Below are 26,583 nucleotides of genomic sequence, written 5' to 3'. Positions count from 1 at the left end.
CAGAGGCAAATTCATATGCGAATTGCCCCTTATTTTGTTGTGAACCTTTTTGTTATTACTGTTCTTCCCCTTTTGCTCCTAAGAAAAAGAACCTATTAATATTGCTTCACTAACTTATTTTAGTACTTATCCGTAATGACTCCAATGGATGAAGCTTTAATAAATGGTAAGTCTTTTAATTGGGCTAAGTTTTGTGCATTTCCTGTGACAACTGCACCATAATATTGTAAGTCTTCCTCGGTTAACTGACCATCTTCTCCACTTAGTGTCTCATATAAGCGTTTAAACTCACCTTGCCAACGCGTTTTAAATTGTTGATTTGCTTCAATCGCGCCAATAAAGCGAAGAACAGCTTTGTCTTCCACATCGCCATTGTTATTGAGTAAAGAAAATCCGTAGACAGTATGTTCTGAACGAACTAAATTGTCTAATACACGAATGACTTTCCCATCCATATCCCTTTCTTTAAATTGAAAACTATCTTCCTCCTCATTCACATCATCAACCCATACCCATGAAAGTGTGGTATCATCTGGAATCATTGACTGCACTTCTTTTAATGTATAGCCTTGATCAAAAGAAAGAGCTACTTCCATTACTTTATCTTCACCAATGTCATCCAGTAGAGCTAAATCATTACGATATATTTTGTATTGTAAAAACGGGTAGAAAAACACCATTTCACGTTGACCTAATTCATTATATAGTTGTTTTTGTAAATCTTTTTCCGAAAAACTACGACCAATGAGGATTGGCGACTCAATGCCTATTCGATTTAAATTTTCATCACGGAAGAGTCCATATCCGTACCTTTCTTGTCCTGTATAAACGACTTTTCCTTCAATTATTTTATAAGTGGTATAGCGATTTTCTCCCCCTAAAATTCCTTGATAGCGTTCAAGCTTTCCAATAAATTCATTCGGTGCAGATATTTCATGAAACCCTGTAGCAGAAAACTGCACAGGCCTTTCTAATTTATAGGTAATATTTCGATTCATAATTGTACCTCCAATCATGACGACAACTAGAACTATAAGCGTAATCAAAACCGTTTTCCAATTGGCCCGTCGCTTCGCTTTTTTAATAGTTTTTTCCATTTTTTTAATATCGAAAATATCTTCTGCCTTATCGTTGCTCATACCCTTTGTCCTCCCAAATTTTTTTAAAACTTTTACGCGCACGTTGTAAATATGTCTTCACGAGCGTTTCTTTTACGTCTAAAATCTCACTGATTTCTTTATACGACATTTCCATGTAATACTTTAAAATGAGCAGTTGTTGAAACTTGGGCTGAAGTCCCTGCAACGCTTCTACCAATTCATTTGCCTGCTCTTTCATCAATAAATCGCTCTCTACATGTTCAAAAACTGTTTTTAAACGTTCCAAATCATCATGATTTAACGTGACAACAGATTTATTTTTGTTATAAAGAGAATAATAGCGATGAATCGCTACCTTAAACATCCACGCCCGCATTTTCTCTGGTTCAATTTGTTGGATACATTCCATTGTTTTTATAATCATTTCTTGCGTAATATCTTCGGCGTCTTCTTTCGTAGCCCCGATTTTGATTAAATATTTAAATACCACTTTTGCATGTTCAAGGAGTAATTGCTCCCATCCATTATTCAAAACCTCACCAACTTTTAGCTATCCATTTTTAGTTCGTAGTGATCACTCACCTATATAACAATTGTAAAAGAAAAAAGTATACAATTTTTTCAAATTTTTTCAAAATAAAAAAACACTCCTTTGAATTCATATCCAAAGGAGTGTTTTTCGTGAATTTTTTAAACTATCTCGGCTTTTTTATAAACCACATTTTAGCTGTGCACCACAGTTTGTACATGTGTTACAGCCGCCCATTTCTTCTACCGTACCTTGACGACAAACTGGGCAAGTGTTACCTACTTCTGAACCGATTGTTACATCTGTTTGTGTTAACGGCTTAATTGTATCGACTAATACAACTGGACGTTTTACTTCTTCCTCTTGTTGCTTTAACTCTTCAAACTCCAGTTGCTCATCTGTATGAGATTCCTCTGCTTTCAGCGTTAAAACTTGTGTATCACGGCTTCCATCGACGTATACTGTGCCACCTTTTGCACCACCGCGATATAGACGTTCATACACTTTTTCTACTTGCTCCACTGTATAACCTTTTGGTGCATTTACTGTTTTCGAAATCGATGAGTCAATCCAGTTTTGGATAATACATTGTACATCTGCATGTGCCTCTGGTGTTAACTGCATAGAAGATATGAACCAATGCGGTAAATTATTTTCATCTACACCTGGATTTGCTGCTAAGTACTCTTGTACAATTTCCGCTTTTACCTCGATAAATTTCCCAAGGCGTCCTGAGCGGTAATATGTGAAGCTGAAATATGGTTCAAGCCCTGTAGCAACGCCTACCATTGTACCTGTGCTCACAATTGTTACTCTCTATATACTAGAGGACGGGATTATTAGTACCCGTTCCATATGTCGCCATATGGGTCAGACTATATCATCAACCATTTTTTTCATCTGAATCATCCCCAACTTGTTTTATTTAATTATAAAACAAGAACTGATGTTCCAAGGTTGAAATGGTTGCTCGGCATGTAGTCGTTGAGGGGTCAGCCACGACTTCCCTGCGGATTGTCTGGTAGGTTAAAAACCAACACTTTTACATTTTTACCGTTTGATAGCTGGCAAAGCTAGGTAGTAAAAGATACGCCAGAGTTTCCCGCATATAGCCAAGTTTACGCTACATTCTTACAAATGTAGGGGGCAACAATTTTACCCGTAGGTGCAACAGTTAGTAAGTGCGAGTTGCGGATACCATTCGCTAATACGCCTTGGCGAATATGATCCGGCATCTTCTCCATAAAGCCTGTATGAATAAACGCTTCACGTAGACGTTTTGTTTCTTCTTCTGATTCGCCTTGTAAGAACGGGAAGCTGCCACGCTCTTGCCCAAGTTCGATGGATGCTTCATATGCTGCAACAGCAATCGTCTTGAAAATCTCATCGACAAGCTGATTCCCTTCTTCTGAACCGTATTCCTTTTCACAATAAATAAGTAAGTCTGCTAGACCCATGACACCAAGTCCAACACGGCGCTCACCAAGTGCTTGCTTACGGTTTTCTTCTAAGAAGTACGGCGTTGCATCGATTACGTTATCTTGCATACGTACGCCTACTTTCACTGTTTGGCGTAATGCGTCATAATCTACTGATTTTGAATCTTTCACTGCAAACTGAGCTAAGTTTACAGCTGCTAAGTTACACACTGAATATGGTGCAAGCGGTTGCTCACCACACGGATTTGTCGCTACAACTTGTTGACCATATGCTTTAGCATTTGTCATTTCATTTGCATTATCGATGAAGAAAATGCCTGGCTCTGCCGCGTATGTTGCACAAATATTAATTAAGTTCCATAACTCACGCGCCTTGATTTTACGGTATACGCGAACGCCATAACCTAGTCGTTCCCACTCACGTACATCGCCAACTTTGTGCCATTCTTCATTATAAATAGCCATTTCTTCCGGTGTATAGTTCGCTACATCTGGGAAACGCAATTCAAAGTCTAAATCATTTTCAACAGCATGCATAAATTCATTTGTTAATGTGACAGAAATATTGGCACCTGTTAAGAATTCTGAATTATGAACAGAGTATGTCCCACCGTCACGTAACTTTGCTTCTGCCTCACGAATGATGGCATCATTAAAGCCACCTAAACCTTGGATATTTTTATAATTCACAATCCCTTGATACATCGCTTCATCTTGTGGCGATAAAGGCTTGAATTTTAATTTTTCCTTTGCTAGACGAATGATGGACTCGTCCGTTGTATTTTCCATTAAGTAACGAAGAATACGTGGATTTTGCATTTTCGAAATAATGAACTCTACGATATCTGGATGCCAATCTGCTAACATAATCATCTGGGCACCACGACGAGAACCACCTTGCTCAACAAGGTGCGTCAGTTTGGCAATATCATCAAGCCAACTGACAGAACCGCTTGATTTACCATTAACACCGCGCGCTAATGTGTTGCGTGGACGAAGTGTTGAACCATTCGTCCCTACGCCACCTCCGCGGCTCATAATTTCCATTACTTGCTTGCGGTGATCACTAATCCCTTCACGTGAGTCTGCCACAAATGGCATAACATAACAGTTAAAGAATGTAACATCCGTTTGCGAACCTGCTCCGTAAATAACACGCCCTGCAGGAATGAATTTTAAGCTTACAAGTTGTTCATAAAACTTTTCAAACCATTCTTGGCGCAGTTCTGCCGTTTTTTCAACAGCCGCTAAACCTGTCGCATTACGCTTTGCAATTTGTTCATAATAAATTTCAAGCGGTTTTTCAATAATATCCAATGAACGAGTAATAATTCCTGTTGACTGTTCTTTTTCGTCTTCTAGTACATGACGGAAATCTTCCTCGATTAAGATATCTGCTGTTTTTGTTTCAGTATTAATGGATTGAACGATTCCAAGTCCACGTGCCGGGAATTTTGGGTCTTCTTTGACAGTTAACACAACAAAATCGCCTGACTTTAACGTTTTCTTTTCCGTATCCTTAAACGAATAGCGGTCAATCATCACAAGACGTGATACACCTTTATGCGTAATATGCATGTCCGGTGTAATCGGATGCACTTGCGGGAATTGCTCAATATCTTTGTTGAGCTGATCTACTTGGATGGTTTGCTCTAGCACACTTTCCATCAACGAGCCCCCTCTTTAATTGTTTTAAATCTTTTCCATAATCATACCTATCCATAACAAAAAATACAAACCAAACACAAGATGTTGTGTTTGATTTGAGTATTTGTTTCTATATATATGGTTGTATTTTATGCACTTAGAAAAGATTACTACAGAATTATTTTTCAAACAAGGGCTTGATTTTTTTTATTTTATATTAAACCCGCTTATATCAACGTTTTGTACAAGGAAAATTTTTTCAAACAAACGTTCTACTTTCTAAAATTCCATTCATCGTTTGCATACTTTTCCTTTTCTAACTGTTCTACGTATGCTAATTGCTCAGGTGTTAATTCATAAGGGATTAGCTCAATTTCTAATGCCTCTTGAAAACCTTGTTTAAAGGCTACTATACACTGTTCTACTGTAAATGGCTTGTCTACTAACCCATTGATTGCTACTGCCTTCTCAGGAAGCTTTACACGCATTTTTTCACGTATGGCTTCGCTTGAAAATTTAAACACAGATAATAACTTTTCTTCATCTAAATCCAGCAAAATCGCGCCATGTTGTAAAATAACACCTTTTTGACGCGTTTGTGCACTTCCCGCTACTTTTTTCCCTTCTACGACAAGTTCATACCAACTTGGTGCGTCGAAACAAACCGCACTTTTCGGGTTTTTTAAATCTTGTTGCTTTTCTTTTGTATCGGGCACACTAAAATACGCATCTAAACCGAGATTTTGAAATCCTTGCAATATCCCTTCACTTAGTACACGATATGCTTCTGTGACCGTTTTCGGCATATTTGGATAATCTTCTTCGACAATAATCGAGTATGTCAACTCATGTTCATGTAGTACCGCACGCCCCCCAGTTGGTCTTCTGACAAAACCTAACCCTTGACGACGTACTTCATCCATATCAATATCTTTATGTACACGTTGGAAATATCCAATCGACAATGTTGCCGGATTCCATTCATAAAAGCGGATAACTGGTGGAATTAACTTCTCACTATGCCAATTTAACAACGCTTCATCTAGCGCCATATTAAAGGATGGACGACAAGGTCCCGAATTAATAAAATACCATTGTTTCATAACAATGCCTCCATGAAAGTATTTAGTAAACTTACTCGACGTATGCCCCGTTCTCTTTTATAATATATCTGATAGATAGAAAGGAGAAATTTTAACGTGCAACAAGTATTTATTACAATCGCCATTATCCTAGGTGTGATCATTGCTTACGTACTGATTAATTCATTCCGTTTGAAAAAGGCCGTAACAAACTTAACACAAGAACAGTTTATACAAGGCTATCGTAAAGCACAACTGATTGACCTGCGTGAGCCAAAAGAATTTGAAGCAGGACATATCCTAGGTGCGCGTAACATTCCAATGACGCAACTAAACCAACGTCATAAAGAGATTCGATCAGACTTACCAGTATATTTATACTGTCAAAATACAGGTCGAAGTGCACGTGCTGCTTTAATGCTAAAGAAAAAAGGCTGTAATCAAATTTACCAATTACAAGGTGGTTTTAAAACTTGGACTGGTAAAGTCAAATCTAAAGCATAATACTAAGCTCCCAAATTTGGGGGCTTTCTTATTTTATAGCAAAAAGCAATTTTAACATGTAACCAAGTACATTGGTACAAAAAATACGAAAAGTGATTATGTAATTTGAGTTTCTTCCTATTATATAGTTAAGGCGTAAGAGGTCGAACAACCAGATACAAGATAGGTTACCAATACAAGGAATAAACCGCACAGAGTACTCTGTGCGGTTTATTGGCATTATTGCTTTATATAACGAAGTACTGGTGTACGTGCTGCCCGTGTCTCATCAAGACGTGACACAACTGTCGTATGTGGTGCTTCTTGAACGATTTCTGGGTTCTCTTCTGCCTCACGTGCAATTTGAATCATCGCATCACAAAATGCATCTAATGTTTCCTTTGATTCTGTTTCCGTTGGCTCAATCATAATACCTTCCTCTACATTTAACGGGAAGTACACTGTTGGTGGATGATAACCAAAGTCAAGCAGACGTTTTGCAATATCTAATGTGCGCACACCAAGCTTTTTCTGACGACGACCTGATAACACAAACTCATGTTTACAGTGACGGTTATATGGTAAATCATAATATGCTTCTAAACGACGCATCATATAGTTTGCATTTAATACCGCATATTCTGTTACTTTCTTTAAGCCATCTGGGCCCATTGTACGGATATACGTGTATGCACGCACGTTAATACCAAAGTTACCATAGTAAGGCTTCACACGACCGATTGATTGCGGACGGTTGTAGTCAAAGTGGTATTTCCCCTCTTCTGTTTTCACAAGTACCGGTTTTGGTAAGAACGGAATTAAATCTGCTTTCACCCCTACTGGACCAGAACCTGGACCACCACCACCATGTGGACCCGTGAATGTTTTGTGTAAATTTAAGTGTACACAGTCAAAGCCCATATCGCCAGGACGTGCTTTCGACATTACCGCATTTAAGTTTGCGCCATCATAATACACTTTACCGCCAACTTCATGAATAATATTGGCCATTTCTAAAATATTTTCTTCAAATAAACCAAGTGTATTAGGGTTTGTTAACATAAGCGCTGCTGTATCAGGACCTACCACACGACGTAAATCCTCTAAGTCCACTAAGCCGTCTTCATTCGACTGAACTGTAATTGTTTCAAAGCCTGCTACTGTAGCAGATGCTGGGTTTGTGCCGTGTGCTGAGTCTGGTACGATGACCTTATTACGATGACCTTCACCATTTGCTTCGTGGAATGCACGAATCATCATAAGTGCTGTCCATTCACCATGTGCACCAGCGGCTGGTTGCAATGTTACTTCATCCATACCTGTAATTTCAACAAGTGATGTTTGTAAATCGTATAAAAGCTCCATTGCGCCTTGTGCTGTTTCTTCATCTTGTAGTGGATGCACGTTGGCAAAACCTGAGAAACGCGCCACAGCTTCGTTAATTTTTGGATTGTATTTCATTGTACAAGAACCTAGTGGATAGAAACCTGAATCTACCCCGTGGTTACGACGAGAAAGCGCTGTATAATGACGCATAATATCTAGCTCTGCTACTTCTGGTAGTTCTGCTGCTTCCTCACGAACATAGCCCGCTGGTAATAATTCAGCAAGATCAAAATCAGGTACATCTAAAGGCTCTAATGCATAGCCTACACGACCTTCTTTCGTTAATTCAAAAATTAATGGTTGGTTTTCGTGACTCATTGTAATGCCCCCATTTCCGCTACTAACGCATCAATTTCTTCTTTTGTGCGCAGTTCAGTTACAGCGATTAATGCATGATTTTTCAGCTCTGGATATACGCGACCTAAATCAAAGCCACCGATAATCCCTTTTTCGATTAAGCCTTTGTTGATTTGTGTCACACATTTATTTGTTTTGACAACGATTTCGTTAAAGTGTGCCCCTTGGAATGGTACAGTAAAGCCCGCTGCCTCAAACGCATTTTTCGCATAGCGTGTTTTGACAATATTCTGCTTCGCCATTTCTTGTACGCCTTGCTTTCCAAGTGCTGTCATAGCTACAGATGCAGCAAGCGCAAGTAACGCTTGGTTGGAACAAATATTAGACGTCGCTTTATCACGACGAATATGCTGCTCACGTGCTTGTAATGTAAGTACATAACCACGGCGCCCTTCTTGATCGACCGTTTCACCTACAAGACGACCTGGCACTTTACGCATTAATTTTGTCGTTACGGCAAAGAAACCACAATGTGGGCCGCCGAACGCTTCGGCAATACCGAATACTTGTGCATCTCCTGTTACAATATCTGCCCCTAGTTTTCCTGGCGGTGTAAGTACACCAAGCGCTAATGGGTTTGCTGACACAACCATTAATGCTTTTTGTTCGTGTGTAATGTTACCAATTGTTTGAATATCTTCGATTTGACCGAAGAAGTTAGGATATTGCACAATGACAGCAGCCGTTTGGTCATCTACTAAACCTTTTAATGCTTCCATATCCGTTACACCGTCTTTTGTCGGCACAGTGACTACTTGTATTGATTGACCGTCTGCATATGTTGTTACAACATCTTTATATTCTGGATGAACAGCACCAGAGACAAGAATTTTTTTACGTTTTGTATGACCAGCAGCAAGCATACCCGCTTCCGCTAAAGCTGTTCCACCGTCATACATAGACGAGTTCGCAAGGTCCATCCCTGTAAGCTCTGCAATCATTGTTTGGAACTCAAAAATGGCTTGTAGCTCCCCTTGTGAAATTTCTGGTTGATATGGTGTATACGCTGTATAAAACTCTGAACGAGAAATGACATGATCGACGATAACTGGTTTATAGTGGTTATAAACACCTGCACCTAAAAATGATACGTTGCTTGCCGTATCTGCATTTTTAGCCGCAAGCTTTGATAACTCTTTCATTAAAGCGGCTTCCGATTTTGCCTCTTTAATATTATAAAGTCCTTGGAAGCGCACTTTTTCCGGAATATCAGAAAATAACTCATCGATCGAAGAAACACCAATCGTTTCTAACATTTCTTTTTGATCTTGTTCCGTCATTGGTAAATAACGATGTTTCATGTTTGACCCTCTTTTCAATTATTTTGTTCGTTTATAAAACGGTGTTGCAGCTACAACTGCTGGAACTAATTTGCCACGAATTTCGATTTCGATGTCTGTTCCGACTTCATTGAATTTTGTGTCTATTAAGGCTAGACCGATATTGCGTTTTGTCATCGGTGATTGTGTTCCTGTTGTCACTTCACCAATCTCCGTTCCGTCTTTCAACACTTTATAGCCATGACGCGGAATCCCCTTACCAACCATTTCAATTCCGACTACTTTACGAGATAAGCCTTCTTCTTTTTGTTTTGCCAGCGCATCTCGACCAATGAAATCGGTATTTAGCTTCACCGCAAAGCCAATCCCTGCTTCAAGCGGCGAAATATCTTTTGACAATTCTTGTCCATAAAGCGGTAAACAAGCTTCAAAGCGCAATGTATCACGCGCCCCAAGTCCTGCTGGTACAACACGTTCATCTGCTAAAATTTTATCCCATAAATCAATAATGGCTTCTGGCGTACCGTATAGTTCAAATCCATCTTCACCTGTATAGCCACTACGTGATACAAGCACTGGATGACCTGCAATTTCAACATTTTCTTTAAACTTAAAATATTTGATATCGCTTAAGTTTTCTGACGTTAACTGTTGTAATACTTCCTCTGCTAAAGGACCTTGTAACGCAATTTGTGCGTAGTTATTCGATTGATTTGTAATGGTAACATCGCCAAATTGTTGTGCTACCATCCAGTCATAATCTTTTTCGATGTTTGCTGCATTGACACATAAAAGATAACGATTTTCATCTAAACGATATGTTAATAAATCATCGACAACGCCACCAGATTCATAACACATTGCACTATACTGTGCTCCACCAATTTGAATTTTTGAAATATCGTTTGATAATAGTTTTTGTAAAAAGGCTTCTGCATCTGGTCCTTCTACAAAAATCTCCCCCATATGGGATACATCGAATAAACCAGCGCGATTACGTACCGCATCATGCTCCTCTTTAATTGAAGAAAACTGTACAGGTAATTCCCAACCGCCAAAATCAATTGTTTTTCCACCGTATTTACTATAAGCATCAAATAACGGTGTGCGCTTTAAGTTACTCATAAAACCCCTCCTAAAATCCTGTATTTTTTCAAATTCATTCAACACATAGTACGAATGTTTCAATATTAGAAAGATACATCTCGACAAAAAGGAAGTGAAGATGATCTCCTTTCTATATGTGGATTCCCGTAAAATTTACACTTTTTTATCCACTAAAAAAGGACAGACGAATCCCGTTAATCGGAATTCTCTGTCCTTGCACCTGAAAGTATCACCTATTATTGGCTTCACACCACATACATAAGCTTTCCCCTTTGGTGGCCGGCTTTCCGGCGCTCTCCAGAGATGCGTCCTGTACGAGTCTTTTTGCCTGAGAGATTCATAGCCCTTGCTACTTGCTCCTTCGGCGACGCCACTTCACGTTCTCTCCCCGTACACTCATCCGCCTACTATTCAACATTCGTGTTTATCTAGACGTTCTTAGCCATATCCTAACATTTTAACTGATGAAAAGGCAATCTTTTTTTAAAAAACATCTAAAGGCGAACATTATTTTTCTTTAACAAAATTTCATTCGCCTTTCAAACGATTCACTTGAAACCCGATATATTCAACAATTTGTCGAATTGACCGATTTTCTGTTAATACTTGAATGTGTCCTACGTCTCTGTAATATTTTCTCCTATTTTGATACAGCTCATGTAATTCTTCTTTTGAAGAACGTTGCACAATCGGGCGATTTTGATCATTACGAATTCGAACATAAATATCTTCAAAGGTAGCATCTAGAAAAAAAACTAATCCCGTTCTTCGCATAATCCGGCGATTTTCTTCTTTCATTGCTACTCCTCCACCCGTTGCGATAATACATGCCTCGTTACGAAAGTTTTGTAGAAATTCCGTTTCAATCTGGCGAAAACGTTCCTCTCCATACTTTTCAAAAATTTCTGGAATCGTCATCCCTTGCTGTCTAACGATTTCATGATCCATATCGTAGTAGGGCATTTTTAAAAAGTAGCTTAATCGTCGTCCAATAGCACTTTTCCCACACCCCATAAAACCTACTAAATAAATTTTCCGCACGCCAATCACCTTCTTTATCACTTCAAAAATTATAACTCATGGATTAATACATTTAGTATATCAATCGTAGCACGAACATTCGACAATTCCAATGTGTTATAAATTTTTATTTCCATTTGAAATGTGACTGCATACGTAACACAAGCACTTGTCAACAAAAATAATAAAACAATCGTAATCGGAAAAAGTGCGCCATATTCATTCCACAGATTGTACCACAATAAATATCCGCTCCTTCTTCACACCTGATTCTAGCTGTGCCTTTAAAGTTAGCTTGTTCTCATCTAAAACGAATGTGGCATTTTTTACACCTGTTAACAATGTTTCATTCCCGCTCTTTTGGCGTTTCCATAAAGTTTCATTTAAAAACCGAATATCGTATGTGTGATGCGGTGTTGTCACGTTCACCGTTAAGCCATCTGCTGATACCGTCACTACGCTATCATAGGGTAAATAGTGACTAATATCCGTAACACCTATTTCCCAGTCTGCCTGTACTCTTTTTTGTTGCATTCCGGATAATTCGTTAAATTCCACCACTAAAAAATAGATGAGCTGTGCAAATATAACAAAGAGTAGTAAATGTAACAGTGCTTCTATAAATGTAAAGCCATCTTCGCTTATTCGATCATTTCTTCTGATTTGATACACATTAACTGTGGCCCCTTCCAATTGGAATAGTCAACACAAATCTCACCATGTTTATAACGCCAATTATAGTCCAGATCCTCAATGGTTATCGTACCTTGTGTCACTCCTGTTGTTACCACTTGTTTTACACCATTATAAGCTACTTCACTCGCATAATACGTTATTTTTTGATCAAACAATTGACCTTTTAACTGGTTTGCAAAAGGTAACAAGGTCATTGCGAGGAGCGATAATATCGCTATACTTAAAATCGTCTCGATTAATGTCATACCTTGTTCATTCAACTAAGCGCAACCTACCTTTCGATAAATTCATACTATACTTCGTGCTTTTTTGAGGCGTGGTAAATTCTACTTTTCCTAATTCTTGCACATGTCCTTTCACGTTAAATACAATGCGCCGCCTATTTGTATGAATGTGAATCGTCATTCCTTCTGGTGCCATCCAGTTCAATCGGTAATCTTGGTGTGACATATTTGAACCTACTTCTTTGTGATTTATGACATAAACACTTACCTCCTTCTTTTGTTGTTGCGCTGTTAACTGAGCAAGATGTAAGGTTAATCTAAATCTTTCAATCGCTTGTTCGTATTGATTTACTTTTAGGTGGTGATAGGAAAAAGAAATGACTACTGTTGTTAGTACACTGAAAATCACCAAAACAACCAACGTCTCAATTAATGTAAAACCACATTGTTGGCGAATCATGGGGTTCCCCCTTCTACAATCACCTTCCCATCTGTTTCTATTAGTATTTTTTCACCACTTGGACATTTTGCTTCCTCAGTTGAAATATAGCCTTCATCGATTAACTGAGACACCGTCGGATATTTCATCGTATCAATTTTATATGCCTCTACTTGTCCTTGAACCATAGAAACATACGCACTACACCCTTTTTCGTCAATCGTCGCAAAATGCTTCGTGACATTCGGGATGGTGACTAAAATAAGGACCGAAATAATGAGCAATACAATTAACATTTCGATTAAAGTAAATCCTTTATTATTTAACATCTTGAACCCTCCTATATGACATCCAACATATTGTACATAGGTAGTAAAATACTTAAATATGCTGCAACAATACAAATGGCAATAATGATAAATAACATTGGCTGAACGATTTTCGTTATCATTTTAATCCCATTTTGCAACTTACTATCTAATAGTTCTGCATACAAAATAAGCTCGCGCCCAAGAAGTCCACTCTGTTCACCGTGCGCAATAAAATGATCAAATTTCGGATAAAAAAAGGGAGATAAAATAACCGCTTGAGATAATGCATCGCCATATATCACCCTTTGCTGAATAACTGAGGCAATATAAGCTAGTTGCTTTTGATGAGGTTGTGCCATTAAATGTTCTAACGCGGCCTGCAATGAAAAGCCCGTTAATAACAACTCGCCAAGCGTTCTTGAAAACTGCCTTGTCATTAATAAGCGCCAATAATAGCGAATAAACGGGAGTTTTAATAACAAGGCTAATTGTAAATCAATTCGCTTACGGCTAACGTACGCTATGCTTAAGACAAGCCAGCCGATAAGCAACACAATTAGTACGATAATATAATCTGGCATGTGTAAGAAAAATTTAGACCACTGAATACTTGATGTATTACTATAACCAACACGCGTATACATCATTTGCTGTATATTGGGCAAAAATTGGAGACGAAACACGATAAATAAACCAACAATTAACATAAACAGAACGACTGGGTAAACAAGCAATTTCGCTACTCGCTGTTTCATTTCCTCAGAAAACTGCACTTGATTGCCAACAATCGATAAAGTATGTGACAGATTTCCTGTCATTTCAGCTAATTCAATGGATAAAAGGTATTGCCGTTTCATACCCATTAACGCAAATATAGTAGTCGGCCCTACACCGTCTTGAAATACTTGTTCAAATGTTGGTTTCCATTTTGGATAGTCTTTTACATGATACGGAAGTAACATTTCAATACACTCCGCAAATGTATAACCTTCTTCAAGCAATATACTCGTTCTACTAAGTAGCTGTGGTAACTGAATGACTTGAATACGATTACTTGGTCGAATATATGTGAATAACTGCATGAACATTATATATACAGCCTTTGGATGCCAAGTATTTGTGCTTCTAATGTTAACTCTTTTGCTAACGCATACACACTTCCATTCTTTGTGACGGTAATCGCTTCATCTAAAGCGGTATCACTCAAAATTTCAAAAAGTGCCTTGCGCTCATCATTTTGCTCTACATAGATTAATGTTTGCGCTACAATCCCCACAAGTGCTTGTCTCAGTTCTTCGATTGAAAGACTTAAGTCCATTAAACGGTATAAACAATTGACTGTGTCTTTTGCATGCACTGTTGAGATGACAAGATGTCCCGTTAATGCGGCTTCTAGTGCAATCCGTGCTGTTTCACGGTCGCGTATTTCGCCAATCATAATAACATCCGGCGAGTGTCTTAAAATGGCCTTTAATCCGGCGGCATATGTAACACCCGCACGCTCATTTACTTGAATTTGCAATAAATCTTCTTGGCTACTTTCCACTGGATCTTCTAAAGAAATGACATGGCGTGAAAGGGTTGAACGGCAATATCGAATTAAAGAATATAAAGTTGTCGTTTTACCTGAACCAGTCGCTCCAGTAATTAATAGGAGCCCTTGTCTATGATGTACAAGCTGTGTTAAGACATGAGCAGTTTGAGGATGAAAACAAAGTGACGCAAGTGGATAAGCTACATTTTGCCGTAATATACGTACAACGACGCTTTCTTTTGCATATATAGAAGGTAAAGTAGATATACGAAAAGCATACATACTGTGCTCAATTTCTTTTTGAAACGCCCCGCTTTGCGGCTTGCGCTTTTCGCTAATATCAAGAGAAGATAAGTATTTTAGATATGAAATAACCCGCATCCCCATTTCATCTGGCAACGTCCCCATTTCGATTAGTTTTCCAAATTTGCGGAGGAAAATGGAATACTGGTCTTTTGTCGGAACTAGATGAATATCGGATGCACCAAAATGACATGCTTTTAAAATTAACTGCTCGCTTTGAGTTGCAATGATTGTCTCATGCTCCATTCTATACACCTCTTTTGTATAAATAATGGGCATATCGCTATCTATGCCATCATTATAGTCAGAGGTTTCACAAAAGGAAATAGAAAGGGGCAAAATTTAATTTTGACGTCTTTTTCAAAATTTCATCATGGCGATAAGAATTGTGATGTAATAAATAGCAAATTCCGTTACAAAAAGGTGGGCTTCCTACACAATATACACTATAATAAAATAGAGAAAACGAGGTGAAGCAAATTGTTACATCCGTTAAAAATTACAAGCACTTTAGCTGATGAAACAAGATTTCAAATTTATAATTTTATGTTACAGAACAAACGTACATTTACTGTTCAAGAAATTGCTAATCAATTTCAAATTCATCCAAACGTTGCAAGGCTCCATCTGACAAAACTGTCTGAAATTAAAGTAGTTACAGCGGATTTCGTCAAAACGGGGAAAGGTGGTCGTCCTGGGCGTCTTTATAAAGCGACGGAAGAAGGCATTGCATTAACTTTTCCAAAGCGAGAGGAACCGCTTCTTTTTAATATTTTACTCCAATTAGTAAACTCGCTCGGTGAAGAAGCAATGGACAAAGGGAAAGAGCTTGCCTATATACAAGGCCTTGAGGAGATGAAAGGCCTATGTTCACGGGCTAAATCCTCATTAACATTCGAGGAAAAAGTAAACCTATTATCAGAACGTGCTGCACTCATTGGCTACGTGCCACACATTGCAGAACAAGATACGCAAAGAATCATTCAGTTTACAATTTACAATTGTCCTTTCCATAACCAATTGCCACTTTATCAAAATCTTATTTGTACATTACACGAAGCTTATTTACGTGGACAAATTGATGCATTATTTTCACAAAATGAATTTATTCAAACGGAAAACATGTTACATAAATGTGAACATTGTAAATACGAAATTCACGTAAAACGAGTAACATCATAATTTACACGTGATTGTCACAAAGTTCACTTAAGTGACAGTTTACATTATCGATACACATCATTTATAATATACGGGAGACTAGTGTATTCACTCGCCAAAGGAGGGAAAATTGAAATGGCTAATATGTATAAAGTTTTGGCTTTCTGGACAGGTATTTTTGCTGTTATGTTCTATCTAGGACATATGTCTGAGGTTTCGCTATTATTCGTAGGTAATACTGGATTATTCTTATTATTAGGCTTCTTAAACCTTTCAGAACGTATGTACATGTACATTTTTGGTGCGTATTTAACAATCTTTTTTGCTGGATTTACGTACTATGCAACATTCATGCACGTACCGGGTGCCGGACATTAATAAAAAGCGTATCGCGTCAGCGGTACGCTTTTCTTATATCATTAAAACCCATTTAAAAACGGATTATTCTCCATTTCAGCAGCCGGCGTTGTATAGTCGCCATGTCCTGGATAAATAATTATATCTTCATCTAATGTTAGCAACTTATCGTGGATTGATTTTAATAGTACTTGCATCGAACCACCTATTAAATCTGTGCGCCCGATGCTACCTTCAAATAATGTATCCCCCACAATCGCAAAACCATCTTCTTCGAATACATACGATACACTCCCTGGCGAATGGCCTGGCGTAAATACGGCTTTAAACTGAAAGCTCCCTATTTCAAACGTTTGCTCTGTGCGAATAATATGCTCTTCTAATGGTGCCTTTACTGTATAATTTGGCAGTTCAAAATATTTGCCTGAACCATTTTTTAACGGATCCGTTAGCCAGTCTACTTCTTTTTCATGAATATAAACCGGTATATCGAATGTCTCCCGTACAATATCTACTGCACCAATATGATCAAAATGCGCATGCGTTAAAAAAATTGCTAGTGGTTTTAAGTTATTTGTTTTAATCTCTTTTACTAAACGTGCCCCTTCTTCACCGGGATCAAAAATAATACACTCTTTACTTTTATTGCTGACGATATAACAGTTTGTTTGTATTGGTCCTAAAGGATATATGCGAACACTACACTTTGCCATGAATACTGCCTCCTCATTTCTGTATCAAGTAAATTGTAAACGATACTGCCGCATATAACCACTCTACATCGACAAAAACTGCTATCTATTATTCTATCGTCCCAATCAGTGTTACATACTTTAACTTTCCATCACGAAGCGCCCTTTCCGCAGCAATACGTGCATCTAATTGGGTAGTATATTTACCACTAATAAAACGCCATCCCTTTTCGTCACTATTAGAATTAAGCTCCTGTGCATAGTATAAATATTGTTGCTGTAACGCTTCGTTCATCGCTGCCAACATATTTACTTTCGTTTCATACCTCCCAGACTGAATCCGAAAAGCATTCGCCCCTTCAACAACTTTATACCCTATTTTATTTGAAAGATCTATTTGTGCCCCACTTAAAATAGACTTGATCTGTAATACAAGTCTAAGCACATGGTTTTTCTCATATTCATTTCCGTTTGTTGCCCCTGCATCTTCCCCACCATGCCCTGCATCTAAACAGACTGTACCATTTGGTTTTCCTATCGTTCCTAACGCAGCTCTAATAGCTCTAGCGTACATTTGAGCCGCTTCGTTTATAAAATTCACATCTGTTTGTAACATTAAATCATTCCGGTTAGAAATAAACAAATGCTCTACTAAAATAGCTGGCATTGTTGTTTCACGTAATACTTGAAAGCTCGCGGATTTCATACCGCGATTTTGAATGCCTTTTTGTGTAAGAAACTCTGTTACTACACGATGAAAAGCACCTCGCACGGAAACAGTAATATTTTGGGCTGTAGGTGAAATATAATCTTCATACCCTGTTGCAGATGGACTTGAGGCGCTATTTTCATGGAATGATACGAACAAATCGGCATTAGCTTCATTAGCAATTCTGGCACGCTCTGACAATGTTACATATACATCGGTTGAACGAGTTAAAATGACTGTAACGATGCTCTCATCCTTTCAAAGTTTTTATAAAAAAAGACTGGCTCTTCACCAAAACATGTACTGTATTGAATCAAAATACGTATATTTAGCGTAAGTTCTTTAAGTAATTCTTTAGTCCCTACTTATTTACTCTATTCAAACTTCTCATTATGCATTGGACGATTGTTACTAAAAAAATTCCCCTTACCTCTATCATTTGCTTCAATGCCATGAATAAATAATTGAACTTGGTAGAAAACTGAAAGTATCCTTCACTTAATCACACTAAGCTACACATTATGCACAAACATTTACAAGTTGTTTCGTCTTCTTTATTCTTCTAGAAGAAATTCAAATAAACGTCATTTTTTTGCCCTCGACAAAACTACTGGAAAGCTATACAATATAGAAGGAATATTGTTTGTGACATTCTTTAATAATGTCGAAAGGAGTGCCTTATATCATGCATTGGATTTTAATGGTTATTTTTGGACTTATCGCTATCATTTGTGTAGTGGGCACATTCCAAGGAATTAAAGAAAAAAATCTTCTTTCTGTAGTATTTCATTTTGCGGGAGCAGCTATTCTTGGCTGGTTCGTCATTATGACAGTACTAAACGCAGGTTATCCACCTACTACACACTAATAACAACTAACCCAAAAAACAGCCTAGCATATGCTAGGCTGTTTTTTGATTCGTTAAAATAGTAAAAGCGAAGGCAAATGCCTTCGCTTTATTTTGTTTTTTCATCAAGTAGTGAGCCTGTTTTTGGATCATAAAAACGAAGCAAATCGCCATTGATGATTTTATCTGAGTATTCAAGTTCAGTTGTTGCACGTTCTACATATGGCTGACACGCTTCAATCGCTGTTGCCTCACCTGTTGTACGATCATAACATACTTCATTCGCATAGACCAATTCATCGGTTACAAATCGACCATCACGGAAAATTACGAAGTCTTCATGCTCCTCCGAAAACAGGTCCGCACCAAGTTGCATATCTTTTGATGTATCAATGCCTAGTAAATGAAGAATTGTTGGACGTAAATCTATTTGACCAGCTGCTTCCGTTATTTCCCCGCCATCATTAGCACCTGGAATATGAATAAATAACGGTACAGATTGAAGTAACGCCGTGTCGTAAGGCGTAATTCCTTCCTTCTCTAAGTACATCTCCATTGCCTTATTATGGTTTTCTGAAATACCATAATGATCACCATATAATACGATAATAGAGTTTTCATATAAACCTTGTTCTTTTAAGTCATCAAAGAATAGTTTAATCGATTCATCCATATAACGAACTGTTTGGAAGTAACGATTTAATGTACCTGAGTTTGAAGTGTATTCATTTATATATTTATCCTCTTCATCTAAGTAGAACGGATAATGGTTTGTTAACGTAATCATTCGTGTATAAAACGGCTTTGGCATCTCAGCCATCAACTGTGCAGATTGCTCGAAGAACGGAATATCCTTCATCCCCCAGTTTACTGCTTCACCTTCACCAATTGTATACGAGTTAATATCATAAAACTTATCGATATTAAGTGATTGATAAATACGATCACGGTTCCAGAATGATTTATTATTTGGATGCATCACACTTGTGAAATATCCATTTTCCCCTAAACGTTCTGACATCGAGTTATATGTGTTCTCACCATGCGTGAAGAATACCGCACCGCGACCTAAGCCGAATAATGAGTTTTCTACAATAAACTCTGAATCTGACGTTTTACCAAGTCCTGTTTGATGATAAAAATCACTGAAATAATATGTGTCTTTGTCATTCGTTAATGAATTTAAGAATGGCGTTACAACCTCTCCATTCATGTCATTATTGATGACAAAGCTTTGAAGCGATTCCATCGATACTAAAATCACATTACGTCCCGCATACTTCCCGAATAATTCTTCATTCGGTGATGCTTGGTTTGCTCGCACATAGTTATTTACTTCAACTAATTCACTGCCGTCCGCTAGTGCACGCTGAGCAGATGACTTTGATTGCACATAAATATCATATAAATGATAGTTATACGTACCGATATTTTTTACTAATAATTCGCGGTCAAAGCTACGTGTTAATAATTGTGGACGTTCTGTTTCCGCAAGTCCTAAATTTAAGAATAGCATGGCTACAGATAGCACAAAATAAGCACGACGAACTTCTTTGCGAATCGTAAATTGTTCTTTTAATGTTGGTAACATTTTTACTAAAATAATTAATAAAATCACATCCGCGAAATATAAAAAGTCAAACCAGTTTATAATCGCAGCAGCCGATGTTCCTAAGTCACTAAAATTACTTGTTTGGAACAAGACCGGCAACGTAATAAAGTCGTTATAAAAACGGTAAAAGGCTACATTCCCATACAATACGATCGATAGCACTAAACTCATCCAGATAATATATCGATTACGCACTTTTGCTGATTTAAAGAATAACGATATACCGTAAGCAAACAACAAGAAACTTAGTGGGTTGATAAATAGAATAAAATACTGCATTCCATTGTCAATACTCATATCAAAACTTGTTACATATGCGATTACGGTTTTAATCCATGTAGCAATAATTGCAAAAGCTAATATCGAATGTTTAGGCCATTTCATTGCTTTCATCCTTAACATCCTCTCCAGTTATAAAAATACTTTTTGTAGTGTTTTGAAACAAACAATATATTAATCGTTTTCCCCTCAATAATCAATATTATTTGTCTCAACCTTGAATAGCCAGAATATTTGGGACAACATCTTTTGCATTGTCTCCATAATTAGTACGTTTCTATTCAATAAAGGTTGCATAATAAAGACATATTTTTGTACATCTCCATGAAGACATCAATTTCTCTAGCCAAAAAATAGGAAAACAGTGGAATTTTCCACTGTTCACAAAGGGCGATTTCGTTAAAATTCCCCTGTAAAGTCACTGGAATTCCCAACTGCATCAATCTCTTATAACAAAACTAATATCCATTATAACACAATAACATATTAATTGCGCGTATTTAATCTTCTTTCTTCCTGACGAATTAATAATAAGGCTGTTTGATAGACTTCCATCTCAATCATTCGCGATTTAAATAGTTCCTTAATCTCGTCCTCAATTAGTTCTAAATCACCAAGGCGATCACCTGTATAAATGTATATCCCAAATTGTTTTAATAAATCATAAATATCAATCATTGTTTTCATCTTCGTCTATTCCTCCGATTTGCGGGCAAGTATACGTTGTTTATCTGTCAAAATAATATTTACAGGCATATCATGTGATTCTATAGGAACCTGTTCTGTTACTTGTTCATCAAAGGCAAGGGATATTTTTTCTCCTAAATAGTCCACTAAATAACGATCGTAATATCCCCCACCAAATCCTATCCGATATCCTGCTTTATTAAAAACGATTCCTGGTACGATGATAATATCAATTTCTCGCTTTGAAATACGCTTTGTTTGTGTAAGGATTGGCTCCTCAATCCCGAAATAAACAATTTCTAACTGATTGAAGTTGTCAATCATATAAAAATCCATTTCATGCGTCTGTGATTGACACTTTGGTACGGCGACCGTTTTTCCAAGCTGCCAAAGAGCCTGTATGATTTCACGTGTTTCCACTTCAGGAAACCGAGACATCGTCACAGCAATCGTTTTTCCTTCTACAATGGAAGGCTCTTGCAATAAACGTCGTTGAATAAGACGTGAACGATGCAAATAAGTGGCTTCATCCATTTGCTTTAAACGTCGTCTCATCTCATTACGTAGTATTTTTTTATCCACTATGCTCGCAACCTTTCCACTTTTAGCAATACACAACTCACATCAAAATAATGCGAATTAGTGTATCATGCGAATACTTTCCCTATCCATACAAACTAAAAGCCAAAACCACAAGTGGCTTTGGCTAATAGAGCGATTACTTCGTTTCACGGTGAAGAGTGTATTTCTTCTCGCGAGAGCAATATTTTTTAAGTTCAAGACGCTCTGGATTGTTACGCTTGTTCTTTTTAGAAATGTAGTTACGTTCGCCGCAATCTGTGCAAGCTAAAGTAATGTTTACGCGCATCATTAACCCTCCCACTCTAATTCAAGAATTATCATTAAAAATTTGAGCATGATTTATACGACTTACCCATTATACCACATTCTTTTAAAAAATCTAGCATCAAATCATACTAAGTTTTGTTATAATAATTTTATCTTCATTCATTTAGCATTTGAATAGAGTCGATTGTACAAACACAGTTCAATTCACAATCTAGACGCAATTTCGCCGAGGTGGAATTGCTTAAAATTGACTACAAATAGGAGGGACTATTCATGGACATCTCATTAATCGTCATGGGCGTTGGGGTTATTTTTATCGTCTTATCATTTTTCTTTAAAGATTCTTCTAAACAGCTAGAAAAAGACTTAGAGGAACTATCGATTAGCATATACCAAGAAACAAATAGCATGAAACGCCGGTTAAAAATCGTAGAAGAAGAATTGTTACTTGAACCAAGTTTCAAAGTGCAATCACCTAAAACACCAGCAAAAAAGGACCCAATGGCCACATTTCAACAAGTGGCTGCGCAAGTAAAAGCAGCGCAAACCGTACAACAACCTATGCAACGAGCAACTACTCAACCTGTGCATAGCATTTTAGTGAGTCAAGTGATTGAGCTCAATAAACAAGGGTTGTCCATTGAAGAAATTAGTAAGCGCTCGACATTAACCCCACAACAAATTCAAGGCATTTTAGCGAATGGGGGCGTATAAATGAAAAAAACATTGCGCGGCATTGGAATCGGCTTGTTTTTAGCAGGCGCTTTATTTACACTAATAGGTCGAATCGATCAGCCGATTTCAGAAGAAAAGGCATCTACATATAAAGAAAAAATCGCTCAACTTGAACAGCAATTAGCAGAGGCAAACGAACAAATTACACGGTTACAAGACCCTACAACGGACAAACCAATAGAAGTTACAAGTGACGAAAAAGACAACACACAAACAAATGAAACTACAGACGAAGATTTAGTATATGGCACCGTTATTATTTATGAAGGTGTTAGTTTATACGATATCGGCAAGCAAGCGGAAGATGCAGGGATTATTAAAAACGGGCGTGAACTTGAATTGTATTTAGCCAAACCAGAATATTCACGTTCCATTCAAAAAGGACATTTTGAACTCCATTCCGGTATGACGTTAGAACAAATGGCCAAAACACTGACAGGTAAAAAAGTGGAGTAATTGAAATCTTTAACCAAAAATCATTTCGTCACTACATAATAGAAAGAAGAATTTGATGGCATATATTCATAAAGGCACAAAAGAGTTTAAAAAAACGAATTTGGCACTTTTTGCAGCAGGATTTATTACATTTGCTAATTTATATATTACACAACCATTATTGCCCGCCTTTTCAAAAGAGTTTCATATTACACCTGCAACAGCGAGCCTATCACTATCTATCGCCACTGTCACACTCGCTTTTAGTCTCATTTTATTTGGCTCGCTTTCTGAAGCATGGGGTCGTAAAAAGATTATGACCATGTCAATTATCATCTCTTCCTTATTAACACTCCTGTTAGCATTTAGCCCATCATTTGAATCGCTCCTTATATTGCGTGGGGTACAAGGCTTTGTGTTAGCAGGAGTCCCCGCCATTGCAATGGCTTATTTAGGGGAAGAAATGGACCCATCCAGTCTAGGGGTGGCAATGGGGCTTTATATTAGCGGAAATTCCATCGGTGGTTTAGCCGGAAGAATTATTATGGGCACAATGACGGACTTTTTCACTTGGCGAATCGGGCTCATTTCCCTTGGTGTCTTGAGTATTTTTATTTGCTTGTACTTTGTGTGGGCTCTTCCACCATCCAAACATTTCAAAGCACGTCCACTAAAGTTAAAAGCATTAACAAAATCATTATTTCAGCATGTAAAAGACCCTGGTTTAATGAGTTTATTCGGTATTGCTTTTATGCTGATGGGAAGCTTTGTGACATTATTTAACTACATCAGCTATAAGCTATTAGACGAGCCATATTCACTTAGTGCAACAGTCGTTGGCTGGATTTTTATCATCTATTTAGTAGGTACCTTTAGTTCGACATGGTTTGGTAGCTTATCTGATCGTTTTGGTCGCCAAAAAGTATTGATTGCCGGAATCATAATTATGTTTTGTGGTGCACTACTTACCTTACCGATTAGCTTATTTACGAAAATCATCGGCATTACGATTTTCACATTCGGCTTTTTCGGCGCCCATTCTATCGCGAGTGGGGCTGTTAGTGTCCGCGCTAAAAAAGATAAAGCCCAAGCTTCTTCCCTCTACTTGTTTGCCTATTACTTCGGTTCGAGTATTGGCGGAACAACAGGCGGTTTTTTCTGGCTACACTACGGTTGGAATGGGATTGTTGCTTTTATTGCTCTTTTCCTTATTATCGCCAGTTTCCTAGCGATTGCTTATCGGACAATTTCAAAAAAAGAAGAAGCTTTAGCACGACACTAAAGCTTCTTTTGTTATTCCCCCCGAACCCAGCTTAACCCTAGCGTACCTTCACCTGTTAGTGCGCCAACAACTGCCGACAGTTCTGTTATGATAAAGTTGATATTTGGATAACTCACTTCTAATTCTTTTTTCCATGCGAGTGCACCTTCTACATTATTCGTATGAATAACTGCTACTTCCGTGACAGATGACTCTGTTAACGCCTTATCTAAAAGATCTGTAATCGCCTTTTTCGCACGCTTTTCCGCACGTACTTTTTGCGTTACGACACAAACACCTTTATCATAAGAAATGACTAACTTAATGTTTAATAAATTACTTAAAAACATCGCCGTTCCGGATACTCGGCCACTTTTATGTAGCTTTTCTAAGTTGGCTGGAATGAATGATAATTCCGAACGTGGACACAATGCTTCAATTTCAGCTACAATTTCTTCAGGAGTAACGCCTTGTTTTTCAAGTTCAAATCCTTTTTCAAGCATTTTTTGCATTGGATATGATCCAATCATCGAATCAATGGTATAGGATGTAAAGCCCGCTTGCTGTGCTGCCATTGGTGCACTAGAAGCGGTACCTGATTGCCGACCCGACGTATGAATCGCAATTGCTACATCATACCCTTGCTCCTTTAAGCTTTCATATAGAGCAACATGCTCCCCAAAATTAGGTTGTGACGATGTCGGATGTACTTTTGTAGCACGTAGCTTTTCGTAAAACTCTTTATGTGTAATATCGATCGTTTCTCGATATGCCCCTTCTTCAAACACAATATTTAATGGCAAAACATGTACATTATGTTGTGCGATAAACGCTGGTGTCAATAATGCACCTGTATCTGTAACCCATGCAATCTTTGTCAAAATGTATGAATCTCCTTGTTGTATATAATTATCGTTCTTCACTTTATAAAATGAAAGCGTTTGCGTATAGTGACAATTGTCATGTATGAATAATTTTCTCGTTATCTCGACATACTTTCGACATTTTTTTGTAAAACATATCATTTTACAAACAAATTTATATCGTATACGATATAAATAAGGGAGGAATGAGACGTATGATGCAAAAATTAGAGCACCAACTTTGCTTTGAGGTGTATAAAGCGGCCAATCAATTTACGAAGCTATATGCGAAAACGTTAGCGCCATTTGGTTTAACATATCCTCAATACTTAGTACTTCTTGCATTATGGGAAGAAGATCAACAAACTACTTCTTCATTGTGCGAAAAGCTTTGTCTAGGTATCGGTACATTAAACCCCGTACTACAAAAACTTGTTGAAAAACACTGGGTACAAAAAACACCCTCGTCACAAGATAAGCGCGCAGCCCATTTTTCGCTTACACCTTTTGCAAAAGAAACTCAACCTAAAATTGAACAGGCAATCATCAATAAACTATTTTGCTCTGATTTCCTCCTCAGCGAAGGACCGGCATTAAAAGAACATGTACATCAATTAAATGACTTTCTAGCAAGGATGAACAAGGGGGAAATGTAATGTCAATTTATAATATTGAGGTAACAACGGATACTGGGGAAACATACACACTAGAACGTTACAAAGGAAAAACAATGCTGATCGTGAATACAGCGACGAAATGTGGCTTAGTCGGACAATTCGAAGAACTAGAAGCCTTATATAAAAAATATGCAAACCGTGATTTTGTTGTACTTGGCTTTCCATCCAATCAATTTAAACAGGAAGTCGGTACTGCCGATCAAGCCTCTCAAGCATGCCGTTTAACATACGGTGTGACATTTCCGATGCATGAAATTATCAAAGTAAACGGGGAAAATGCCCACCCACTATTCAAGCTCGTCACAGAAGAAACAAAAGGGCTACTAGGGAAAAGGGTAAAATGGAATTTCACCAAGTTTTTAGTTGATAAACAAGGGAACATTATTAAGCGATTCGGCCCAACCGATAAGCCAACAAAATTTGAAAAAGAAATTGAAAAATATTTATAATATTAGAAAGGCGAGGTTGTCACTTAACAACCT

At 37.7% G+C, this 26,583-nt stretch carries 31 protein-coding genes, 1 pseudogene and 1 riboswitch; of the genes and pseudogenes, 9 read left to right on the top strand and 23 right to left on the bottom strand.

What is annotated here, in order from left to right:
• Nucleotides 1-119: 119 nt before the first annotated feature.
• From AC3II9_RS11130 to AC3II9_RS11110, 5 genes and pseudogenes are all read right to left on the bottom strand, one after another.
• Nucleotides 120-1,139 (bottom strand): anti sigma factor C-terminal domain-containing protein, encoded by a 1,020-nt coding sequence (locus AC3II9_RS11130; RefSeq protein WP_489155455.1) that lies wholly within the window; start codon nt 1,137-1,139, stop codon nt 120-122.
• Nucleotides 1,126-1,632, bottom strand: coding sequence for an RNA polymerase sigma factor (locus AC3II9_RS11125; protein ID WP_489155454.1), 507 nt, complete (start codon nt 1,630-1,632; stop codon nt 1,126-1,128). The genes AC3II9_RS11130 and AC3II9_RS11125 overlap by 14 nt, the downstream gene beginning before the upstream one ends.
• Before the next feature lie 177 nt (nt 1,633-1,809).
• Nucleotides 1,810-2,430 (bottom strand): annotated as a pseudogene (locus AC3II9_RS11120) (response regulator SirA); the annotation flags it as partial.
• A 317-nt stretch (nt 2,431-2,747) separates the two neighbouring features.
• Nucleotides 2,748-4,736, bottom strand: a complete 1,989-nt coding sequence (locus AC3II9_RS11115) for a vitamin B12-dependent ribonucleotide reductase (protein ID WP_489155452.1) — start codon at nt 4,734-4,736, stop codon at nt 2,748-2,750.
• Nucleotides 4,737-4,987: 251 nt separating this feature from the next.
• Nucleotides 4,988-5,818 (bottom strand): lipoate--protein ligase family protein, encoded by an 831-nt coding sequence (locus AC3II9_RS11110; RefSeq protein WP_489155450.1) that lies wholly within the window; start codon nt 5,816-5,818, stop codon nt 4,988-4,990.
• Between the two features lie 96 nt (nt 5,819-5,914).
• Between AC3II9_RS11110 and AC3II9_RS11105 the strand changes: the two genes are divergently transcribed.
• Nucleotides 5,915-6,301, top strand: coding sequence for a rhodanese-like domain-containing protein (locus AC3II9_RS11105; protein WP_489155448.1), 387 nt, complete (start codon nt 5,915-5,917; stop codon nt 6,299-6,301).
• A gap of 219 nt (nt 6,302-6,520) precedes the next feature.
• Here the strand turns inward: AC3II9_RS11105 and gcvPB are convergent, their stop codons facing one another.
• The 11 genes from gcvPB to comGA all read right to left on the bottom strand — a co-directional run bounded on the left by gcvPB (nt 6,521) and on the right by comGA (nt 15,183).
• Nucleotides 6,521-7,984, bottom strand: coding sequence for an aminomethyl-transferring glycine dehydrogenase subunit GcvPB (gcvPB, locus tag AC3II9_RS11100; RefSeq protein WP_489155447.1), 1,464 nt, complete (start codon nt 7,982-7,984; stop codon nt 6,521-6,523).
• On the bottom strand, nt 7,981-9,324 hold the full coding sequence (gene gcvPA / locus AC3II9_RS11095) for an aminomethyl-transferring glycine dehydrogenase subunit GcvPA (RefSeq protein WP_489155445.1): 1,344 nt from the start codon (nt 9,322-9,324) through the stop codon (nt 7,981-7,983). The genes gcvPB and gcvPA overlap by 4 nt, the downstream gene beginning before the upstream one ends.
• A gap of 18 nt (nt 9,325-9,342) precedes the next feature.
• Entirely contained in the window at nt 9,343-10,428 is a 1,086-nt protein-coding gene (gene gcvT, locus AC3II9_RS11090) for a glycine cleavage system aminomethyltransferase GcvT (RefSeq protein WP_489155443.1), read from the bottom strand.
• 288 nt (nt 10,429-10,716) lie between these two features.
• Nucleotides 10,717-10,810: riboswitch (glycine riboswitch) on the bottom strand.
• Between the two features lie 128 nt (nt 10,811-10,938).
• A complete protein-coding gene (locus AC3II9_RS11085) occupies nt 10,939-11,451 on the bottom strand; it encodes a shikimate kinase (RefSeq protein WP_489155441.1) in 513 nt (170 codons plus the stop codon).
• A gap of 29 nt (nt 11,452-11,480) precedes the next feature.
• A complete protein-coding gene (locus AC3II9_RS11080; protein ID WP_489155439.1) occupies nt 11,481-11,672 on the bottom strand; it encodes a hypothetical protein in 192 nt (63 codons plus the stop codon).
• Nucleotides 11,650-12,102: a hypothetical protein gene (locus tag AC3II9_RS11075; RefSeq protein ID WP_489155438.1), complete on the bottom strand. Its 453-nt coding sequence runs from the start codon at nt 12,100-12,102 to the stop codon at nt 11,650-11,652. Before AC3II9_RS11075 ends, AC3II9_RS11080 begins: the two co-directional genes overlap by 23 nt.
• Complete coding sequence (locus tag AC3II9_RS11070; protein ID WP_489155436.1) at nt 12,072-12,386, bottom strand: type II secretion system protein; 315 nt, start codon at nt 12,384-12,386, stop codon at nt 12,072-12,074. The genes AC3II9_RS11075 and AC3II9_RS11070 overlap by 31 nt, the downstream gene beginning before the upstream one ends.
• Nucleotides 12,379-12,810, bottom strand: a complete 432-nt coding sequence (locus tag AC3II9_RS11065) for a prepilin-type N-terminal cleavage/methylation domain-containing protein (protein WP_489155434.1) — start codon at nt 12,808-12,810, stop codon at nt 12,379-12,381. Before AC3II9_RS11065 ends, AC3II9_RS11070 begins: the two co-directional genes overlap by 8 nt.
• Entirely contained in the window at nt 12,807-13,118 is a 312-nt protein-coding gene (gene comGC, locus AC3II9_RS11060; protein ID WP_391371788.1) for a competence type IV pilus major pilin ComGC, read from the bottom strand. Before comGC ends, AC3II9_RS11065 begins: the two co-directional genes overlap by 4 nt.
• An 11-nt stretch (nt 13,119-13,129) precedes the next feature.
• Nucleotides 13,130-14,188 carry a competence type IV pilus assembly protein ComGB gene (gene comGB, locus AC3II9_RS11055; protein ID WP_489155433.1) on the bottom strand — a complete coding sequence of 353 codons (1,059 nt, stop codon included), beginning with the start codon at nt 14,186-14,188 and terminating at the stop codon, nt 13,130-13,132.
• A complete protein-coding gene (comGA, locus tag AC3II9_RS11050; RefSeq protein WP_489155431.1) occupies nt 14,188-15,183 on the bottom strand; it encodes a competence type IV pilus ATPase ComGA in 996 nt (331 codons plus the stop codon). The genes comGB and comGA overlap by 1 nt, the downstream gene beginning before the upstream one ends.
• Before the next feature lie 234 nt (nt 15,184-15,417).
• Between comGA and AC3II9_RS11045 the strand changes: the two genes are divergently transcribed.
• Both AC3II9_RS11045 and AC3II9_RS11040 read left to right on the top strand, forming a co-directional pair.
• Nucleotides 15,418-16,119, top strand: coding sequence for a helix-turn-helix transcriptional regulator (locus AC3II9_RS11045; protein ID WP_489155429.1), 702 nt, complete (start codon nt 15,418-15,420; stop codon nt 16,117-16,119).
• A gap of 114 nt (nt 16,120-16,233) precedes the next feature.
• On the top strand, nt 16,234-16,476 hold the full coding sequence (locus AC3II9_RS11040; protein ID WP_391371776.1) for a DUF2626 family protein: 243 nt from the start codon (nt 16,234-16,236) through the stop codon (nt 16,474-16,476).
• Nucleotides 16,477-16,517: 41 nt separating this feature from the next.
• Here AC3II9_RS11040 and AC3II9_RS11035 read toward each other — a convergent pair whose 3' ends face one another.
• Complete coding sequence (locus tag AC3II9_RS11035) at nt 16,518-17,168, bottom strand: MBL fold metallo-hydrolase (protein ID WP_489155427.1); 651 nt, start codon at nt 17,166-17,168, stop codon at nt 16,518-16,520.
• A gap of 88 nt (nt 17,169-17,256) precedes the next feature.
• The gene (locus tag AC3II9_RS11030) at nt 17,257-18,090 is read right to left on the bottom strand and encodes an N-acetylmuramoyl-L-alanine amidase family protein (protein ID WP_489155544.1); all 834 of its coding nucleotides are present in this window, start codon (nt 18,088-18,090) and stop codon (nt 17,257-17,259) included.
• A 451-nt stretch (nt 18,091-18,541) separates the two neighbouring features.
• On the opposite strand from AC3II9_RS11030, the gene AC3II9_RS11025 reads away from it, so the two are divergent.
• Nucleotides 18,542-18,724, top strand: coding sequence for a DUF2759 domain-containing protein (locus AC3II9_RS11025; protein WP_391371770.1), 183 nt, complete (start codon nt 18,542-18,544; stop codon nt 18,722-18,724).
• Nucleotides 18,725-18,812: 88 nt separating this feature from the next.
• Here AC3II9_RS11025 and AC3II9_RS11020 read toward each other — a convergent pair whose 3' ends face one another.
• From AC3II9_RS11020 to rpmG, 4 genes are all read right to left on the bottom strand, one after another.
• Nucleotides 18,813-20,708, bottom strand: coding sequence for an LTA synthase family protein (locus tag AC3II9_RS11020; protein ID WP_489155425.1), 1,896 nt, complete (start codon nt 20,706-20,708; stop codon nt 18,813-18,815).
• A gap of 372 nt (nt 20,709-21,080) precedes the next feature.
• The gene (locus AC3II9_RS11015; RefSeq protein ID WP_391371764.1) at nt 21,081-21,281 is read right to left on the bottom strand and encodes a YqgQ family protein; all 201 of its coding nucleotides are present in this window, start codon (nt 21,279-21,281) and stop codon (nt 21,081-21,083) included.
• Between the two features lie 6 nt (nt 21,282-21,287).
• Nucleotides 21,288-21,863 (bottom strand): 5-formyltetrahydrofolate cyclo-ligase, encoded by a 576-nt coding sequence (locus AC3II9_RS11010; protein ID WP_489155423.1) that lies wholly within the window; start codon nt 21,861-21,863, stop codon nt 21,288-21,290.
• 136 nt (nt 21,864-21,999) lie between these two features.
• A complete protein-coding gene (gene rpmG, locus AC3II9_RS11005; RefSeq protein ID WP_008408521.1) occupies nt 22,000-22,149 on the bottom strand; it encodes a 50S ribosomal protein L33 in 150 nt (49 codons plus the stop codon).
• A 254-nt stretch (nt 22,150-22,403) separates the two neighbouring features.
• Here rpmG and AC3II9_RS11000 point away from each other — a divergent pair, with 254 nt between their 5' ends.
• The 3 genes from AC3II9_RS11000 to AC3II9_RS10990 are packed head-to-tail and all read left to right on the top strand — an operon-like array spanning nt 22,404 to nt 24,582.
• The gene (locus AC3II9_RS11000; RefSeq protein ID WP_489155421.1) at nt 22,404-22,844 is read left to right on the top strand and encodes a hypothetical protein; all 441 of its coding nucleotides are present in this window, start codon (nt 22,404-22,406) and stop codon (nt 22,842-22,844) included.
• Nucleotides 22,845-23,321 carry a hypothetical protein gene (locus tag AC3II9_RS10995; RefSeq protein ID WP_489155419.1) on the top strand — a complete coding sequence of 159 codons (477 nt, stop codon included), beginning with the start codon at nt 22,845-22,847 and terminating at the stop codon, nt 23,319-23,321.
• Nucleotides 23,322-23,376: 55 nt separating this feature from the next.
• Nucleotides 23,377-24,582 (top strand): MFS transporter, encoded by a 1,206-nt coding sequence (locus tag AC3II9_RS10990; RefSeq protein WP_489155417.1) that lies wholly within the window; start codon nt 23,377-23,379, stop codon nt 24,580-24,582.
• A gap of 11 nt (nt 24,583-24,593) precedes the next feature.
• Here the strand turns inward: AC3II9_RS10990 and AC3II9_RS10985 are convergent, their stop codons facing one another.
• Nucleotides 24,594-25,442, bottom strand: coding sequence for a DegV family protein (locus AC3II9_RS10985; RefSeq protein WP_489155415.1), 849 nt, complete (start codon nt 25,440-25,442; stop codon nt 24,594-24,596).
• Nucleotides 25,443-25,639: 197 nt separating this feature from the next.
• On the opposite strand from AC3II9_RS10985, the gene AC3II9_RS10980 reads away from it, so the two are divergent.
• On the top strand, nt 25,640-26,080 hold the full coding sequence (locus tag AC3II9_RS10980; RefSeq protein ID WP_489155413.1) for a MarR family winged helix-turn-helix transcriptional regulator: 441 nt from the start codon (nt 25,640-25,642) through the stop codon (nt 26,078-26,080).
• Nucleotides 26,080-26,550, top strand: coding sequence for a glutathione peroxidase (locus AC3II9_RS10975; protein ID WP_489155412.1), 471 nt, complete (start codon nt 26,080-26,082; stop codon nt 26,548-26,550). The genes AC3II9_RS10980 and AC3II9_RS10975 overlap by 1 nt, the downstream gene beginning before the upstream one ends.
• Nucleotides 26,551-26,583: the final 33 nt, after the last annotated feature.

The organism is Lysinibacillus sp. RU7 (assembly GCF_057837305.1).
The sequence above is the reverse complement of the archived record's forward strand: the minus strand, read 5'-3'. Positions and strand labels throughout refer to the sequence as shown.

What these genes read in the sequence shown, in the direction of transcription:
- AC3II9_RS10990 (WP_489155417.1), top strand. Translation starts at nt 23,377, where the DNA reads ATGGCATATATTCATAAAGGCACAAAAGAGTTTAAAAAAACGAATTTG.
- AC3II9_RS11115 (WP_489155452.1), bottom strand. Translation starts at nt 4,736, where the DNA reads ATGGAAAGTGTGCTAGAGCAAACCATCCAAGTAGATCAGCTCAACAAA.
- AC3II9_RS11040 (WP_391371776.1), top strand. Translation starts at nt 16,234, where the DNA reads ATGGCTAATATGTATAAAGTTTTGGCTTTCTGGACAGGTATTTTTGCT.
- AC3II9_RS11015 (WP_391371764.1), bottom strand. Translation starts at nt 21,281, where the DNA reads ATGAAAACAATGATTGATATTTATGATTTATTAAAACAATTTGGGATA.
- AC3II9_RS11035 (WP_489155427.1), bottom strand. Translation starts at nt 17,168, where the DNA reads ATGGCAAAGTGTAGTGTTCGCATATATCCTTTAGGACCAATACAAACA.
- comGC (WP_391371788.1), bottom strand. Translation starts at nt 13,118, where the DNA reads ATGTTAAATAATAAAGGATTTACTTTAATCGAAATGTTAATTGTATTG.
- AC3II9_RS11130 (WP_489155455.1), bottom strand. Translation starts at nt 1,139, where the DNA reads ATGAGCAACGATAAGGCAGAAGATATTTTCGATATTAAAAAAATGGAA.
- AC3II9_RS11065 (WP_489155434.1), bottom strand. Translation starts at nt 12,810, where the DNA reads ATGATTCGCCAACAATGTGGTTTTACATTAATTGAGACGTTGGTTGTT.
- AC3II9_RS11000 (WP_489155421.1), top strand. Translation starts at nt 22,404, where the DNA reads ATGGACATCTCATTAATCGTCATGGGCGTTGGGGTTATTTTTATCGTC.
- AC3II9_RS10975 (WP_489155412.1), top strand. Translation starts at nt 26,080, where the DNA reads ATGTCAATTTATAATATTGAGGTAACAACGGATACTGGGGAAACATAC.
- AC3II9_RS10980 (WP_489155413.1), top strand. Translation starts at nt 25,640, where the DNA reads ATGATGCAAAAATTAGAGCACCAACTTTGCTTTGAGGTGTATAAAGCG.
- comGB (WP_489155433.1), bottom strand. Translation starts at nt 14,188, where the DNA reads ATGTTCATGCAGTTATTCACATATATTCGACCAAGTAATCGTATTCAA.
- comGA (WP_489155431.1), bottom strand. Translation starts at nt 15,183, where the DNA reads ATGGAGCATGAGACAATCATTGCAACTCAAAGCGAGCAGTTAATTTTA.
- gcvT (WP_489155443.1), bottom strand. Translation starts at nt 10,428, where the DNA reads ATGAGTAACTTAAAGCGCACACCGTTATTTGATGCTTATAGTAAATAC.
- AC3II9_RS11110 (WP_489155450.1), bottom strand. Translation starts at nt 5,818, where the DNA reads ATGAAACAATGGTATTTTATTAATTCGGGACCTTGTCGTCCATCCTTT.
- gcvPB (WP_489155447.1), bottom strand. Translation starts at nt 7,984, where the DNA reads ATGAGTCACGAAAACCAACCATTAATTTTTGAATTAACGAAAGAAGGT.
- gcvPA (WP_489155445.1), bottom strand. Translation starts at nt 9,324, where the DNA reads ATGAAACATCGTTATTTACCAATGACGGAACAAGATCAAAAAGAAATG.
- AC3II9_RS10995 (WP_489155419.1), top strand. Translation starts at nt 22,845, where the DNA reads ATGAAAAAAACATTGCGCGGCATTGGAATCGGCTTGTTTTTAGCAGGC.
- rpmG (WP_008408521.1), bottom strand. Translation starts at nt 22,149, where the DNA reads ATGCGCGTAAACATTACTTTAGCTTGCACAGATTGCGGCGAACGTAAC.
- AC3II9_RS11020 (WP_489155425.1), bottom strand. Translation starts at nt 20,708, where the DNA reads ATGAAAGCAATGAAATGGCCTAAACATTCGATATTAGCTTTTGCAATT.
- AC3II9_RS11025 (WP_391371770.1), top strand. Translation starts at nt 18,542, where the DNA reads ATGCATTGGATTTTAATGGTTATTTTTGGACTTATCGCTATCATTTGT.